Origin of the sequence: Hohaiivirga grylli (assembly GCF_039655745.1) — a bacterium.
Taxonomy (GTDB): domain Bacteria; phylum Pseudomonadota; class Alphaproteobacteria; order Rhizobiales; family Beijerinckiaceae; genus Hohaiivirga; species Hohaiivirga grylli.
This window is the reverse complement of record NZ_JBBYXI010000002.1, coordinates 587,635-603,242: the sequence shown is the minus strand read 5'-3', so window position 1 is coordinate 603,242 and position 15,608 is coordinate 587,635. Positions and strand designations below refer to the sequence as shown.

The following is a 15,608-nucleotide window of genomic DNA, read 5'->3' as shown; positions in this document are numbered from 1 at the left end:
TTATCCAAGTTTTGACTGTCGTGCGGCTTTCAATTTCTTGAAGTCCTCACCAGCATGGTGGGAGGAGCGTGTTAACGGTGAAGCCGAAACCAGGTGGAATCCCTTGGCGTAAGCTGCCGTCTCAAACCCCTTGAATTCATCTGGTGTCACAAAACGGATAACCGGATGATGTTTACGTGTAGGCTGGAGATACTGACCTATCGTCAGAAAATCAACATCAGCCGAACGTAAGTCATCCATTAACTGGAGAACTTCATTCCGCTCTTCACCAAAACCAACCATGATTCCGGACTTCGTAAAGATTGTCGGATCAAGTTCTTTCACCTGCTGGAGCAAGCGAATGGAATGGAAGTAACGAGCGCCCGGGCGAACCTTCAGATATTTTGAGGGAACGGTTTCCAGATTATGATTGAAAACATCAGGCTTGGCGGCAACAACAACTTCAAGCGCTCCGGGCTTTCTCAAAAAGTCAGGCGTCAGAATTTCAATTGTTGTTTGCGGAGAATGTTCGCGGATAGCACGAATAACTTGAGCGAAATGCTCTGCACCACCATCACTGAGATCATCACGATCAACAGAGGTGATAACAACATGCTCTAGTCCGAGTTTTTTAACGGCGATAGCAATATTCAGAGGCTCATCCGCATCTAAGGGGCCCGGCATACCTGTACGGACATTACAGAAGGCACAGGCGCGTGTGCAGGTGTCCCCCATAATCATGAAGCTGGCATGCTTCTTTTCCCAGCATTCACCGACGTTCGGGCAGCCTGCTTCTTCGCAGACTGTAACCAGCTTGTTATCACGGACGATTTTATTGGTTTCAGCCCATTTGGGTGAGCCCGGGGCTTTCACTCTGATCCAGTCAGGTTTGCGCAGTTGCACAGGCTGGTCTGGACGATGAGCCTTTTCAGGATGCCTGATGCGGGGATCATTCTTCAACAAATCTATGACAACAGCCATAATATCCTACTTCCCGCCCCTAGTTTCCATAAGGAAGAAAAGCTGCGTTGCCCGCGGCTTTAACCGTTTTGTATTTATGCCACCCGCAGCAAAAAGCCACGGGTGGCAGTTTTAATTACATATGGATCACGCGACCATAAGCATCCATCACACTTTCGTGCATCATTTCTGACAGTGTTGGATGCGGGAAGATAATGTGCATCAGATCTTCTTCGGTTGCCTCGAGGCTCATGGCCACGATGAAGCCCTGAATGAGCTCTGTCACTTCAGCACCAACCATGTGGGCACCAAGCAGAGCACCAGTCTGGCGATCGAAGATTGTCTTCACAAGACCTTCAGGCTCACCAAGGGCAATAGCCTTACCGTTACCAAGGAACGGGAAACGGCCGACACGAATGTCATAGCCAGCTTCCATAGCCTTGGCTTCTGTCAGACCAACGCTGGCAATCTGTGGTGAAGAATAGGTACAGCCAGGAATCTTGTTACGATCCATAGGTTCTGTTTCCATACCCTTGATTGTCTCAACACAGATAACGCCTTCATGCTCAGCCTTATGGGCAAGCATAGGTGCGCCAGCAACGTCACCAATGGCATAAATACCTGGAACATTGGTTGCACCACGGCCATCTGTCTTGATGATACCACGCTCAACGGTAACACCCAGCTTTTCAAGGCCAAGGTTTTCAGTGTTTGGAACAACACCAACAGCCGAGATCAGCTTTTCTGCTGTAATCTGGCGGGTTGTGCCATTCGCTTCTTCGATTGTCGCTGTAATGCTGTCTGCACCCTTCTGGACACTGACAACCTTAGCGCGGGTCATGATGCGAAGACCCTGCTTTTCATAAGCCTTACGGGCAAATGCAGCGATTTCAGCATCTTCAACCGGCAGAATCTGCGGCAGAACCTCTACAACGGTCACTTCAGTACCCATTGTGTTGTAGAAAGAAGCAAACTCGATACCGATAGCACCAGACCCCATGACGATCAGGGACTTTGGCAGCTTTTCAGGAACCATTGCTTCATAATAGGTCCAGATCAGGTTCTTATCTGGCTCAAGACCTGGCAGAACACGTGGGCGTGCGCCTGTTGCAATGATGATGTTCTTTGTCTTGTAGGTACCAACACCGAGAGCCCCCTTTGGAGGAGCAGCACGGTCGCTTGGAGAAACCTTTACAACGCCAACGGATTCAATGGAGGCTTCGCCCCAGATCACGTCGACCTTGTTCTTGCGAAGCAGAAGCTCAACACCACCGTTAAGACGCTTGGCAACACCACGAGAACGTTCAATGATTGCCTTAATGTCAAAATTGGCATCTTTAACTGACAGACCGAAGTTTTTGGCTTCGTGCATGTAGTTATAGATTTCAGCTGAACGCAGCAGAGCCTTGGTTGGGATACAACCCCAGTTCAGACAGATACCACCCAGATGCTGGCGATCGACAACAGCAACTTTAAAACCAAGTTGTGCAGCACGGATAGCAGCAACATAGCCGCCCGGACCCGCGCCAATGACGATAATGTCATAAGTGTCAGACATAGCTTTATTCCTTATCAACCCTGAACTTTTCAGGGGAGCTTCCTGCATAAAATGAAACTGGCACGTTAACCCGCGCCAGTCGCTCAATCAGGCAAGCATTGTCATTGGGTTTTCAATCAGCCCCTTGATGGCAGAAAGAAGTTCTGCACCAACAGCGCCATCAACCACACGGTGGTCGCAAGACAGAGTTACCGTCATGGCCTGTACAACGGTTGGCTGGCAATTCTTGACAACAACGCGCTCTTCACCAGCACCAACTGCCAGAATTGTGGCGTGTGGTGGATTAATGACTGCGGAGAAGTTCTTGATGCCAAACATACCAAGGTTTGAAACAGCTGTTGAACCACCCTGATACTCTTCAGGACGCAGCTTACGTGTGCGTGCACGTGCTGCCATATCCTTCATTTCGTTAGAAATGGCAGAGAGTGTCTTGGTTTCAGCCTTACGGACAACCGGTGTAAACAGGCCGCCTTCAATCGCAACAGCAACGCCAACATCTGAATGTTTGAACTTCAGAATACGGTCATCAGCCCAGACTGCATTCGCAGCAGGAACACGCTGGAGACCAAGAGCCAGAGCCTTGATTACGAAGTCATTGACAGACAGCTTGAATGCAGGCTTGCCATCAGCATCTTTCGGAGCAGATGAGTTAACCTGACCGCGCAGAGCCATCAGCTGATCGAGTTCGATATCAATCGACAGATAGAAATGCGGAACAGTCTGCTTGGATTCAACAAGACGCTTGGCAACTGTCTTGCGCATGCCGTCAAGCGAGATTTCCTCATAAGAGCCAGCTTCATAAAGGGCTTTGACACTGTCAGAGGAAGCACTTGTTGCCAGTGTCTGCTGTGCAGGAGCTGCTGCTGACTGAGCAGCAGGAGCGCTCGAAGCAGCTTTTGGTGCATCACCAGACAGGATGGCACGAACGTCACGTTCAACGATACGACCACGTGGGCCTGTACCCTTTACGTTTGTCAGATCAATACCATTCATCTTTGCAATGCGCTTAGCCAGGGGTGAAGCAAAGATTTTACCTGTATTAGCGGAGATTGGCGAAGCAGGCGTATGCATTGTTGGTGCAGGTGCAGAAGGTGCTGCCGGAGCGGGTGATGCGGCTGGTGCTGGCGCAGCCGCAGGAGCAGAATTACCACCCTGCCCGGCTGATGCAGCAACGGCTTTCGCATCTTCACCATCTTCAGCCATCACAGCGATCAACTGGTTGACTGGTACATCTGCGGTTCCTTCCGGAACAAGAATTTTTGCGAGAACACCCTCGTCGATTGCCTCGACTTCCATCGTTGCCTTATCGGTTTCGATTTCAGCGATGACATCACCGGGGCTTACTTTGTCGCCTTCTTTCTTCACCCACTTGGCAAGGTTGCCCTTTTCCATTGTAGGGGAAAGTGCAGGCATAAGAATGTTGATGGACATTGCTACTATCCTGAAAAATCGGTTAGAGCGCTGAATCCGTATCGGTCGGATTCAGAAGCTCAGAAGAGAGACCGTCCTGAATAAGGGACAAGGCCTGGCTCTCCGTGAGCTCCGTTTCAAGCGCATAAATACGCGCCGCATGTCTGGCCAGATCAGCCAAGAGAACCCCCCATGTAAAGGGGTCATCAAACGAGCGGCGCATCGCGATACTGACCGCGCCATCAACAACTGAAGCCCGCAGGACCTCGACCCCGCCTTTTTCAACGCAATCTGGAGGAACATTTAAAGCTTCAAATTTGGGAGCGGTCATGTGTTTCACCTATAGCAAACGGCCTTAACAGCCTGCACCACGTCATCAACTGACGGGAGCGCAAGTTTCTCAAGGTTGGCAGCATAAGGCATCGGAACATCCTTGCCAGTTATACGAGCAACAGGAGCGTCCAAATAGTCGAAGGCGTTTTCCATAATAATGGTTGCCACCTCCGAGCTGACACCTGACTGCGGCCAGCCTTCTTCAACAACGACACAGCGGCCTGTCTTAATGACAGAAGCAATAACTGTATCCTTGTCCATCGGGCGAATGGTGCGAAGGTCAATGACCTCAACATCAATACCATCAGCTTCAAGAGCCTCAACCGCCTTACCAACGAGGTTAAGCGAATAGCCCCAGGAAACAATGGTAACATCCTTACCCTGACGGGCAATACGCGCTTTTCCTAAAGGAACAGTAAAGTCTTCCAACTTAGGCACAGGGAATGAGTGCCCATACAGAATTTCATTCTCAAGGAAGATAACAGGGTTCGGGCTGCGAATGGCACTCTTGAGAAGCCCTTTCGCATCTGCAGCTGTATAAGGTGTTACAACTGTCAGGCCTGGAATATGGGAATACCAGGCTGCGTAATCCTGACTATGCTGGGCACCAACGCGGGCTGCTGCACCGTTTGGACCACGGAACACGATAGAACAGCCAAGCTGACCACCAGACATATAAAGCGTCTTAGCAGCTGAGTTGACGATCTGGTCAATTGCCTGCATGGCAAAATTGAATGTCATGAATTCAACAATTGGCTTCAGGCCTGTAAAAGCCGCACCAACGGCCATACCGGCAAAGCCATGTTCGGTGATTGGTGTATCAACGACGCGCTGAGGGCCAAATTCCTGCAGAAGTCCCTGAGTGACCTTGTAGGCACCCTGATATTCTGCAACTTCTTCACCCATGACGAAAACGTCAGAGTCAGCACGCATTTCTTCAGCCATAGCATCACGCAAGGCTTCACGAACGGTCATTGTGACCATTTCCGTACCAGCTGGAATTTCCGAGCTTGCATCATAAGCATTTGCGCCCGTTGATACAGTAGCCGGAGCAGCCGGAACTGGTGCCTGTGTTGAGGCAGGAGCTTCCTGAGGCGCACTGGCAGCTGCCGGAGCACCTTGAGAAACGTGTGTGGAAATATCTTCGCCTTCATCAGCGATGATTGCGATAGGCGTATTTACAGCAACATTGTCTGTGCCTTCCGCAATGAGGATTTTTGCCAGACGGCCCTCATCAACGGCTTCAACTTCCATTGTTGCCTTATCGGTTTCGATCTCGGCGAGAACATCACCGGACCTCACCATATCACCTTCTTTTTTAAGCCATTTGCTTAATTTGCCCTGCTCCATTGTCGGAGAAAGTGCGGGCATCAAAATATCGATTGCCATGTTTCACTCATTGAATCTTCAAGAGGTGAGCGGAAGCGGTATTCACCGCTCAGCGCAGGATGTCGGTGTAGAGTTCTGACGGATCAGGCTCTGCATCGTGCGTGGCAAACTCGGCTGCCTCGTTTACGATCTCGCGAACTTTGCTGTCGATTGCCTTCAACTCTTCTTCAGAGAGCTTCCAGGTCTCAAGCAGACGACGGCGAACCTGTTCGATCGGATCGTGCTCTTCACGCATACGTGTGACTTCATCCTTGCTGCGATACTTCGCAGGGTCAGACATCGAGTGACCACGATAACGGTAAGTCAGCATCTCAAGGATGTATGGGCCCTTGCCGGAACGGGCAAAAGCCAGAGCACGGCTTGCAGCTTCACGCACGGCACGGATATCCATGCCATCAACCTGCTCACCCGGAATGTTGAATGAGAGACCACGACGTGAGAAGTCTGTCTGCGCGGATGCACGGGTGACCGCAGTACCCATGGCATAGCGGTTGTTTTCGATAACATAAACAACAGGCAGCTTCCACAGCTCAGCCATATTGAAGCTTTCGTAGACCTGCCCCTGATTGGCGGCGCCGTCTCCGAAATATGTCATGCAGACATTCTTGTTATCACGATAATGGTTCGCAAAAGCCAGACCTGTACCAAGTGAAACCTGAGCGCCAACGATACCATGCCCGCCATAGAAATGCTTTTCCTTGGAGAACATGTGCATCGAACCGCCCTTACCCTTGGACAATCCGCCCTGACGACCTGTCAGCTCAGCCATGACGCCCTTAGGGTCAAGGCCGCAGACAAGCATATGACCATGATCACGATAACCGGTAATTTGCTGATCGCCATCCTGAGATGCCATGTGCATACCAACAACAACGGCTTCCTGACCAATATAAAGGTGACAGAAACCGCCGATTAGGCCCATGCCATACATCTGACCGGCCTTTTCTTCGAAACGGCGGATCAAAAGCATTTCACGATAGGCGTAGAGATCTTCGTCCTTCGTAAAGGCCGGCACTTGAGCGCCAGTCGATTTCTTTGAAGTTTTCTTTGCCGCGCCCGTATCGTTGCGGCGAGTTTTGCGGGCTGCTACAGCCATAGGCTCCTCCGGAAAATTGGACTTTCCTTCAGACCAAGATTTACTCCATTAAAACAGATAAAGCGAGCACTATTGTTCTTGTCTGTTGCAGCGCTGCAACAGACTTATCCATCAGAATCAAAAGACTTATTTCAAATAAACCAAATTTTAGTTAATCACTTTTTTACAAGTTATTTCAGATTATTGCCCCATAATCACGACATCGTTCTTGTGTACCATTCCAATAAGGGTGCGTGCGCGCTCTTCCAGAAGATCTCGATCAATCTGGTCAGCTTTCAGCAAACCAATACGATGTTCCCACTCAGCTTTTTCAGCATTTGCGGTCTCGAGCTCCGCTTCCAGAACCACAACCTGGGTTTTAAGAGCACGCTTTGCCTCTGTTCCCCGTGTACCAGTGTGAGCATGATGGATAAAATAACCAACCAGCCCCGCTGAAACAGCGTAGAGAAAAAGTGGAATAAGAAATGCTCGGGCGCGACGACGAATAACCATAGCTAATGAATGTCATGAATGTGGTTATCATCGAGTTAACATTATTCTTTATAAGCTTGAAAAAGACAGAAAATTTTGCAAACATCCCCAAGCGTTACGGCAACAAAAACCGAAGAGATGCAAAGCTATGGGCAAAAAAAGCAAATCAACAAGAGATAAAATTCTTGATGCAGCAGAAGAATTGTTTGCCCTTAACAGTTACGACTCAGTTTCAATCCGCCAGATTACAGGTATGGCAGATGTAAAGCTGGGCCTTGCACATTATCACTTTGGTTCCAAGGAAGACCTTTTTAATGCGGTCATTCATCGTAGAATCGATTTACTGAGCCGCTGCCGTAAAGAATTGCTCTATAAATATCTTGAAAAGAATGACGGTAATCCCCTACCCGTCCAGCAGCTTGTTGCGGCCTTCATCACCCCATACCTTTACTGGTCGATGTCTGGTGGGCCAGGCTGGAATAACTACGCCCGTCTGGTTGCTGGTCTTCTGGGCTATAACCTCAAAGTCCTACAGGAACTGTTTGATCCAAGTGCCCAGATATTCCTGAAAGAGATGCGCCGGTCATTACCCAATGCAGAGGAAGCAAGTATTCAATGGGGATTTGACTTCATGGTTGGCCTCATGTGCAACACCTTTGCTGAAGTGGACCGCATACGCGGCCTCTCAAATGGACTTTGTTCAACAGAACAGATCGAAGATGCCTGCGCCTATATGGTGAGCTTTATTACTCATGGCCTTACTGCTCTGGGACAGAATGAAAAATTCGTTTTTGCATCACCGCTCGAAATCTTGCATTCATTGGATATCCTGAAATCTGAATAAGCGGAGCCAGCGCCTCCCTAGGCTAGCCCCTCGCCTCACATGTATCATTATGTCGCACCTGATATCAGCAGACTAATATTCTGCTGATACGCATTTACACATTGATACCGCTATTATTTTTATTTTTTTAGAAAGCTTTTCTCCAGCCATAAACAACGTTGGACGATTTATTAATTTATGTTAAATAATATTTGGACACTCGTCCAACAACGAACGGTAACAAACCGTCAACAGCTGGAAGTTTTCTGCTCGATGCAGGAGAAAGGCAGAGGGAAACAATGAGAATCGTCGATCTAAGTGTCGCAATCGAAGATCACACACCGTGTGATCCCCCATCTATGCCAACAACCATTGAATACTGGGATCATAAAAGAGGCGCAGAACACATGCGTCAGTTCTTCCCAACCGCAACAGATAAAGACCTGCCAAATGGTCTCGGATGGGCAATAGAATATATTAAATTAACAACACACAGCGGCACCCATATGGATGCCCCCTGGCACTTCCACCCAACAATGAATAATGGGGAACGCGCCAGAACAATCGATGAGGCCCCTCTGGAATGGTGCTACAGCGATGGTGTTGTGCTTGATTTCTCCAACAAACCGACGGGCTATAGAATTATGGCCGCAGACGTTGAAGAAGAATTGAAGCGTATTAATTACACACTTAAGCCTCTTGATATTGTCGTTATCCGCTCTGGTGCTGACAAAGCTTGGGGTACACCAGAATATCTGGTTACTGGCTGCGGCATGAGCCGCGAGGCAACTCTTTATCTGCTCGACCGTGGGGTGAAAGTCGTCGGGACAGATGCATGGAGCTGGGATCGTCCTCTTGGCCTGATCGCCAAGGAATTTGAAGCAACTGGAGACGCATCTCTGATCTGGGAAGGCCACTACGCCGGTATCGAGAAGGAATACTACCAGATGGAAAAGCTGACCAACCTTGATCAGCTCCCGCCATTCGGTTTCAAAATTTCCTGCTTCCCTGTCAAAATTAAAGCAACAAGTGGTGGCTGGTGCCGCACAGTTGCTATTTTCGACAAATAACATTCTGGGGGCTTACAATGACACATTCAAAACCCGGTAAACTAGACGTCAAATGGCATACCCTCATCGGTGGCTTCTTTGGCTACACATTCGATGCCATGGATATCTTCCTGCTCGCCATGGCAATGAAGTACATCATTACAGATTTAGGAATCACAAATGCTGACGGTGGGTTGCTCGCAACAGCAACTATGATTGGTGTTGGCCTCAGCAGTGTCGTAATTGGCTGGTGTGCAGATAACTACGGCCGTCGTAAAACTCTGTTCTGGAGTCTTTTCCTGTTCGGTATTCTGACTGCTGCTATCTACTTTGCCACAACTTGGTGGGAAATCCTTGTTCTGCGCTTCCTCGCAGGTCTTGGCCTCGGTGGTGTCTGGAGCATCATTGTTTCATACATTGCAGAAACATGGCCGGCTCATCAACGTGGGCGTGCAGCCTCATTTGTGCTGAGTTCTTTTCCTGTTGGTGCAGGCCTTGCTTCCTATCTCGCGGTTCTCATTATTCCAAACTTTGGCTGGCATGCCCTGTTCCTCACAGGCGCAGGTTCAATTTTGGCTGCTTTTTACTTCCTGATTTTCGTTCCTGAATCTGAAGTATGGCAAAAGCAAAAATCTACTCAAAAAGAAGGCGAAAAAGTTTCAATTGGGGAAATTTTTTCTTCCAGCCTGAGGAAGAAAACTATTTTCGGAACACTTGCAGCAAGCTGCGGCTTGATTGGTTATTGGGGTGGTAGCACATGGCTGCCAATGTTCCTGATTAAAGAACGGGGACTACCTGATGAAACAGCATTCTTGTTCTTTGTTATTTTGAACGTAGGTATGTTTGTTGGTTACAATGTATTTGGCTACATTGCAGATAAAATTGGTCGCCATAAGGCCCTTATTATCTCATTCTTTGGAACAGCAATTACACTGCCAATCTATATTTCCATGACAGGTGAAACATCCCTGCTGATCATGGGCCCAGTTTATGCCTTCTTTACCGCCTTCGTCGGTCTGATGGGCTCTTACTTCCCAGATCTGTTCCCCACACGCGTTCGTACAATTGGTGCAGGCTTCTGCTTTAACGTTGGTCGTGGCCTCTCAGCTTTTGCACCATTCTTTATGGGCGTTATCGCAACACAATACAGCTTTGCAACAGGGCTTATGATCTGTTCAGCCTTCTTTGGAATTGCTGCCATCGTTATGTTTGCTCTGCCAAACATCGATGCTGACAACAAAAAAGCTTAAATTTTAGGAGTTACTTCTATGAGTGATGATGCTGATAAAACAATCATTACGGTTGCAACAACCGGTGCGTTCCCGACAAAGGAACACAATCCAAATATTCCTTTAACACCAAAGGAAATTGCGGAAGATGTCTATGAATGCTGGCAGGCTGGCGCAACCATTGCCCACCTCCACATGCGTGATGACGAAGGCAAAGGCACAATGGACGTCAACAAGTTCCGTGAGACTGTTGGCCTGATCCGTGAGCGTTGCGATATCGTTCTCAACCTGACAACTTCCGGCGATCTCAATGCAACAGACGAAACCCGTATGCTGCATCTGGTCGAACTGAAGCCAGAAATGGGTTCATATGACTGCGGAACCATGAACTGGGGTCATTCAACCCTGTTTGTGAACCATCCGAAGTTTCTTGAGAAGCTCGGCACAACAATGATTGAGAATGGCGTAAAGCCAGAAATCGAAATCTTTGATGCCGGTATGTATTACAACTCAGAATACTACATCAAGAAGGGCTTCCTGCAGGCTCCTGCATATTATCAGTTCGTTCTTGGTGCTCCAGGTGGTTCAACAGCAACAGTTGAGAACCTTGTTTACCTCAAGAACCTTCTGCCAAAAGAAGCCAAATGGTCTGCAATTGGTATTGGTAAAGGCCATATGCCTATCCTTCTTGCAGCTCTTGCAATGGGTGGCCACATCCGTGTCGGTATGGAAGATAACGTTCTGTACTCCAAAGGCCGCCTGGCAAAGTCTAACGCTGAATTCGTAGAGCGTGCTGTTCGTCTGACAAAAGAAGCCAACAGAACAGTTGCAACACCGAATGATGCTCGTGAGATGCTGAACCTGAGAACTCCCTAAGTTCTTTTTCAGGTTCTGCTAAATGAAACGCCCCGCTCGTGAAAACAAGCGGGGCGTTTTATATTGGCCAAAAGAAAGGGCGGATAAACCGCCCTTCTCTATTTATGGATTAGCGCAGAGCCTTCAGAGCGGAGCGACCTGCATAAATTGCCTGCGGGCCGAGCTCTTCCTCAATACGGATCAGCTGGTTGTACTTTGCCAGTCTGTCAGAGCGGGCCAGTGAACCTGTCTTGATCTGACCGCAGTTGGTTGCAACAGCAAGATCAGCAATTGTTGAATCTTCCGTTTCACCGGAGCGGTGAGACATAACAGCCGTGTAACCTGCACGGTGAGCCATATCGACAGCATTCAGTGTTTCTGTCAGCGTACCAATCTGGTTGACCTTAACGAGCAGAGAGTTGGCAACCCCCTTATCAATACCCTGAGACAGACGATCAACGTTCGTGACGAACAGATCATCACCAACGAGCTGGCACTTCTTGCCAATGAGATCGGTCAGTATCTTCCAGCCTTCCCAGTCATCTTCACCCATACCATCTTCGATTGTTGCGATTGGGTAGTCGGAAGCCAGCTTGGCAAGATATTCAGCCTGTTCCTGAATGGAACGCTTCTTGCCTTCGCCTTCGTAGTTATAAACGCCATCCTTGAAGAATTCAGTTGCGGCACAATCAAGACCAATGAAGACGTCCTGACCTGGCTTATAGCCAGCCTTTTCAACTGACTTCATGATGAAGTCGAGTGCTGCTTCTGCAGATGGCAGGTTTGGAGCAAAACCACCTTCGTCACCAACGTTGGTGTTGTGACCAGCATCATGTAGGGACTTCTTCAAAGTATGGAAAATTTCCGCACCTGTACGAACAGCTTCTTCAATTGAATCTGCACCAACTGGCAGGATCATGAATTCCTGAAAATCAATCGGGTTATCGGCATGAGCGCCACCATTGATGATATTCATCATTGGAACCGGCAGGATACGGGCCTGTGTGCCACCAATATAACGGTAGAGAGGCAGAGCAGCTGCATCAGCAGCAGCTTTGGCAACAGCCAGAGAAACACCAAGAATAGCGTTTGCGCCAAGACGAGCCTTGTTTGGTGTGCCATCAAGCTCAATCATGACTTCATCGATCAGAACCTGATCTTCGGCATCCAGACCACCGATTGCTTCAAGGATTTCTGTATTGACAGCTTCGACAGCCTTCAGAACGCCCTTACCCTGATAAACACTCTTATCACCATCGCGCAGCTCAACAGCTTCATGCGCACCCGTTGAGGCCCCTGATGGGACAGCAGCACGACCAAGGGAACCATCCTCAAGGATGACATCTACTTCAACGGTAGGATTTCCACGGCTATCAAGTATCTGGCGTCCTATAATATCGACGATTGCTGTCATTGAGACCTCTCCTGAGAAATAAACGGCGTGAATATACGCCAATTATGGACTATGAAGCAGGTTATTGACCGAAATATGAAACAGAGCAAGAAGCTTCCGTCATTTCGGAACAGATTTCTACTTTAGTCACATAAGGGTGACGATACAGCATAGCAGGTAATTAGATGAACGATAAGATGCTACAATTAGGACAACAAAGTGAAATTCCCCAGTCTCCTGAGGCTGCACAGCTGGACCGCGTCCCAAATCCACATACGGACGTCGAATATGTCGCACGCTTTACCTGTCCGGAATTCACCTCAATCTGCCCGGTTACAGGACAGCCGGACTTTGCAACACTGATGATTGATTATGTACCCGGTCAATGGCTTGTCGAATCAAAGTCCTTGAAACTCTATCTGACGAGTTTTCGTAATCATGGTGCCTTCCATGAGGATTGCACGGTTGCAATTGGCAAACGCCTTGTTGATCTTTTGGAGCCTAAATACCTCCGTATCGGTGGTTACTGGTATCCGCGTGGTGGCATTCCGATTGATGTTTTCTGGCAGACAGGTGAAGTGCCAGCCAATCTTTGGTTGCCAGAGCAAGGTGTTGCACCTTATAGAGGACGGGGCTGAGCCACTTCAGCCCTTCAAACTCCAAATTATGAAGGTGTATGCGGCAAAATCTAAACATCCAGGCTCTAAGGGCTATTGCAGCCCTGCTGGTCGTCATTGGGCACTCATTTTATGAGACAATGATGATTGCCTCCACGACGGGGCAATCAACGATTAATTATGGATGGTTTAACTGGGGCATTGGCGTTGATATTTTCTTCGTCATCTCAGGCTTTATTATGGTCTATTCATCCCACGGTTTATTCAACCAACCGAATGGATGGCAGACTTTTCTGGTTCGGCGCCTTATCAGAATTATTCCGCTCTACTGGCTCCTGACGACAGCGATGATTGCAGGGGCTCTCGTTATTCCCAGTCTTCTCAATGTCCCATTAGGTAACTGGCAGTATATTATTTCGTCTTATTTCTTTATCCCAGCTGTCCGTGCGGCCGGAGAGATCAGGCCAGTTCTTTCCCTTGGCTGGACGCTGAATATGGAAATGTTCTTCTATATTCTTTTTGCAGTCGCTCTTTTCTTTCCGATCAGATACGGCATTGCATTTCTGACAGCCATTATGGTGTCTCTTGCCTTGTACGGGCTATTTATTCGTCCAGAACAGACCCACATAGCCTTCTGGACCCAATCTCTTGTACTGGAATTTATCTTTGGCTGCCTTTTAGCCGTTGCCTACCTAAAAAACATAAGACTTGGCGGCATATCAGCCCTTATTATTTGTGCGGTTGGTCTTATTGGTATGATCAATATACCGGCTCTGTCATTCATTGCTCCGGAAGCTATCAGGTGGGGAATACCAGCGCTCCTGATTGTCTCCGCAGTAGCCCTTTGCACAAAGCAGGTACAAAAACCCCTGTTCTTTTTAGTTGCTCTGGGGAATGCATCCTACAGTCTTTACCTTGTACATCCGTTCGTACTGCGGCCCCTTCGAAATATCTGGATGTCTGTCGTTGGCGATACATTACCGCTCATTGGCTTTGTTATCCTTGCCGCACTGCTTTCCTCACTGGTAGCCATCGTCCTTTACCGATTGTTTGAAGAACCCAGCAATCGCTTTCTTCGGGACCGTTTATTAAACAAAAAAAGCGGCACTCAGGCCGCTTTTCCAGAAAACCGATCAGGTATTACAGCTTCTTTGCGATAGCATCAAAAGCTTTGAGATCACGCAGAAGGCCTTCAAGTTCCTTCAATGGCACCATATTTGGACCATCTGATGGAGCTTTGTCCGGGTCTTGATGGGTTTCAATGAATACACCTGCAACACCAACCGCTACCGCAGCACGTGCCAAAACAGGAACAAACTCGCGCTGACCGCCTGATGTTGTCCCCTGACCACCCGGCTGCTGAACCGAATGGGTTGCATCAAATATAACCGGTGCGCCTGTCGTTGCCATAATCGGCAAAGACCGCATATCAGACACCAGTGTATTATAACCGAAAGATGCTCCACGCTCACAGAGCATGACATTTGGATTACCAGCATCTGTTACTTTAGCAGCAACATTGGCCATATCCCAAGGGGCGAGAAACTGGCCCTTTTTGACGTTAACGGCCTTACCTGTTTTTGCAGCAGCAATTAACAGGTCTGTCTGACGGCAAAGGAAAGCTGGAATCTGCAGAATATCGACAACTTTACCAACTTCAGCACACTGCTCTTTTTCGTGAACATCCGTCACAACCGGCAACCCAAAGGTTTCCTTGATATCAGAGAAGATGGTCAGTGCCTTATCCAGACCAATACCGCGTGCACTGGAGCCGGATGTCCGGTTTGCCTTATCAAAAGAGGATTTGTAAACCAGCCCAATTCCAAGCCGTTCTGTGATTTCCTTCAGAGCAGTTGCCATTTCAAAGGCATGCTCACGGCTCTCCATAGCACAGGGACCAGCAATAATCGAAAGAGGCAGCTCGTTACCAAAACGAACAGAACCAACGGTAACGACATTCTGGGGCTTGGCGGCAGTAGACATAATAACTCCAACAAAAAATACAGTAATCAGGTGCCTAGATCACGACGTGCTGATTGCCATAGCTGATGCATTGACCAGCCCGGCTGCAACAGATGCAGCCCCAAGGAATAAAGCGGCAGCCAATTCATTGGCGGCAATTCTCTGGGACAGGTTTGGAATAATCAGACGAACGATCCAGTAAACAACAATCTGAACCACAAGAGCAACAAGCCCCCAGGCGACGCATTCCAGAATTGTAGAAGAATGAACGAATGAGCTCGCCAAAGGCATCGAAAAACCAACAAGACTGAGGCTTAATGCAACCGAGGCAGAGATATTATTCCGTCGGATAAGCTTGATCTCGTTATGAGCCGTCAACAAGACGTAGATAACAAGATAAACAGCCGAAAGAACAAGCGCGATGCCAAACAGCGCGCAAAAATTCAGGAGAGCATCAAACCACAACGAAATATCTGAACCCATA

16 protein-coding genes are annotated in these 15,608 nt (G+C 48.5%); 6 read left to right on the top strand and 10 right to left on the bottom strand.

Features of this window, described 5'->3' with window-relative positions; genetic code table 11:
- The 7 genes from lipA to WJT86_RS07105 form a co-directional block, all read right to left on the bottom strand.
- On the bottom strand, positions 1-960 hold the full coding sequence (gene lipA / locus WJT86_RS07135) for a lipoyl synthase (protein ID WP_346336857.1): 960 nt from the start codon (positions 958-960) through the stop codon (positions 1-3).
- 115 nt (positions 961-1,075) lie between these two features.
- Positions 1,076-2,497, bottom strand: coding sequence for a dihydrolipoyl dehydrogenase (gene lpdA / locus WJT86_RS07130; RefSeq protein WP_346336856.1), 1,422 nt, complete (start codon positions 2,495-2,497; stop codon positions 1,076-1,078).
- An 87-nt stretch (positions 2,498-2,584) separates the two neighbouring features.
- Positions 2,585-3,928: a pyruvate dehydrogenase complex dihydrolipoamide acetyltransferase gene (locus WJT86_RS07125; RefSeq protein ID WP_346336855.1), complete on the bottom strand. Its 1,344-nt coding sequence runs from the start codon at positions 3,926-3,928 to the stop codon at positions 2,585-2,587.
- A gap of 22 nt (positions 3,929-3,950) precedes the next feature.
- Positions 3,951-4,238: a DUF5076 domain-containing protein gene (locus tag WJT86_RS07120; RefSeq protein WP_346336854.1), complete on the bottom strand. Its 288-nt coding sequence runs from the start codon at positions 4,236-4,238 to the stop codon at positions 3,951-3,953.
- A gap of 5 nt (positions 4,239-4,243) precedes the next feature.
- Entirely contained in the window at positions 4,244-5,629 is a 1,386-nt protein-coding gene (locus WJT86_RS07115) for a pyruvate dehydrogenase complex E1 component subunit beta (RefSeq protein WP_346336853.1), read from the bottom strand.
- A 49-nt stretch (positions 5,630-5,678) separates the two neighbouring features.
- Entirely contained in the window at positions 5,679-6,725 is a 1,047-nt protein-coding gene (gene pdhA, locus WJT86_RS07110) for a pyruvate dehydrogenase (acetyl-transferring) E1 component subunit alpha (RefSeq protein ID WP_346336852.1), read from the bottom strand.
- Between the two features lie 180 nt (positions 6,726-6,905).
- On the bottom strand, positions 6,906-7,217 hold the full coding sequence (locus WJT86_RS07105) for an FtsB family cell division protein (RefSeq protein ID WP_346336851.1): 312 nt from the start codon (positions 7,215-7,217) through the stop codon (positions 6,906-6,908).
- Between the two features lie 127 nt (positions 7,218-7,344).
- Between WJT86_RS07105 and WJT86_RS07100 the strand changes: the two genes are divergently transcribed.
- The 4 genes from WJT86_RS07100 to WJT86_RS07085 all read left to right on the top strand — a co-directional run bounded on the left by WJT86_RS07100 (position 7,345) and on the right by WJT86_RS07085 (position 11,173).
- Positions 7,345-8,040, top strand: a complete 696-nt coding sequence (locus tag WJT86_RS07100) for a TetR/AcrR family transcriptional regulator (RefSeq protein WP_346336850.1) — start codon at positions 7,345-7,347, stop codon at positions 8,038-8,040.
- Positions 8,041-8,318: 278 nt separating this feature from the next.
- Entirely contained in the window at positions 8,319-9,089 is a 771-nt protein-coding gene (locus tag WJT86_RS07095) for a cyclase family protein (protein ID WP_346336849.1), read from the top strand.
- A 17-nt stretch (positions 9,090-9,106) separates the two neighbouring features.
- Positions 9,107-10,318, top strand: a complete 1,212-nt coding sequence (locus WJT86_RS07090; RefSeq protein WP_346336848.1) for an MFS transporter — start codon at positions 9,107-9,109, stop codon at positions 10,316-10,318.
- Between the two features lie 18 nt (positions 10,319-10,336).
- Positions 10,337-11,173, top strand: coding sequence for a BKACE family enzyme (locus WJT86_RS07085; protein WP_346336847.1), 837 nt, complete (start codon positions 10,337-10,339; stop codon positions 11,171-11,173).
- 109 nt (positions 11,174-11,282) lie between these two features.
- Here the strand turns inward: WJT86_RS07085 and eno are convergent, their stop codons facing one another.
- The gene (gene eno / locus WJT86_RS07080) at positions 11,283-12,566 is read right to left on the bottom strand and encodes a phosphopyruvate hydratase (RefSeq protein ID WP_346336846.1); all 1,284 of its coding nucleotides are present in this window, start codon (positions 12,564-12,566) and stop codon (positions 11,283-11,285) included.
- A 164-nt stretch (positions 12,567-12,730) separates the two neighbouring features.
- On the opposite strand from eno, the gene queF reads away from it, so the two are divergent.
- Both queF and WJT86_RS07070 read left to right on the top strand, forming a co-directional pair.
- The gene (gene queF / locus WJT86_RS07075) at positions 12,731-13,183 is read left to right on the top strand and encodes a preQ(1) synthase (protein WP_346336845.1); all 453 of its coding nucleotides are present in this window, start codon (positions 12,731-12,733) and stop codon (positions 13,181-13,183) included.
- Between the two features lie 38 nt (positions 13,184-13,221).
- A complete protein-coding gene (locus WJT86_RS07070) occupies positions 13,222-14,322 on the top strand; it encodes an acyltransferase family protein (protein ID WP_346336844.1) in 1,101 nt (366 codons plus the stop codon).
- Here the strand turns inward: WJT86_RS07070 and kdsA are convergent.
- Positions 14,303-15,145, bottom strand: a complete 843-nt coding sequence (kdsA, locus tag WJT86_RS07065; RefSeq protein WP_346336843.1) for a 3-deoxy-8-phosphooctulonate synthase — start codon at positions 15,143-15,145, stop codon at positions 14,303-14,305. The two genes, WJT86_RS07070 and kdsA, sit on opposite strands and share 20 nt — an antisense overlap.
- A gap of 39 nt (positions 15,146-15,184) precedes the next feature.
- Positions 15,185-15,607: a DUF350 domain-containing protein gene (locus WJT86_RS07060; RefSeq protein WP_346336842.1), complete on the bottom strand. Its 423-nt coding sequence runs from the start codon at positions 15,605-15,607 to the stop codon at positions 15,185-15,187.
- Position 15,608: the final 1 nt, after the last annotated feature.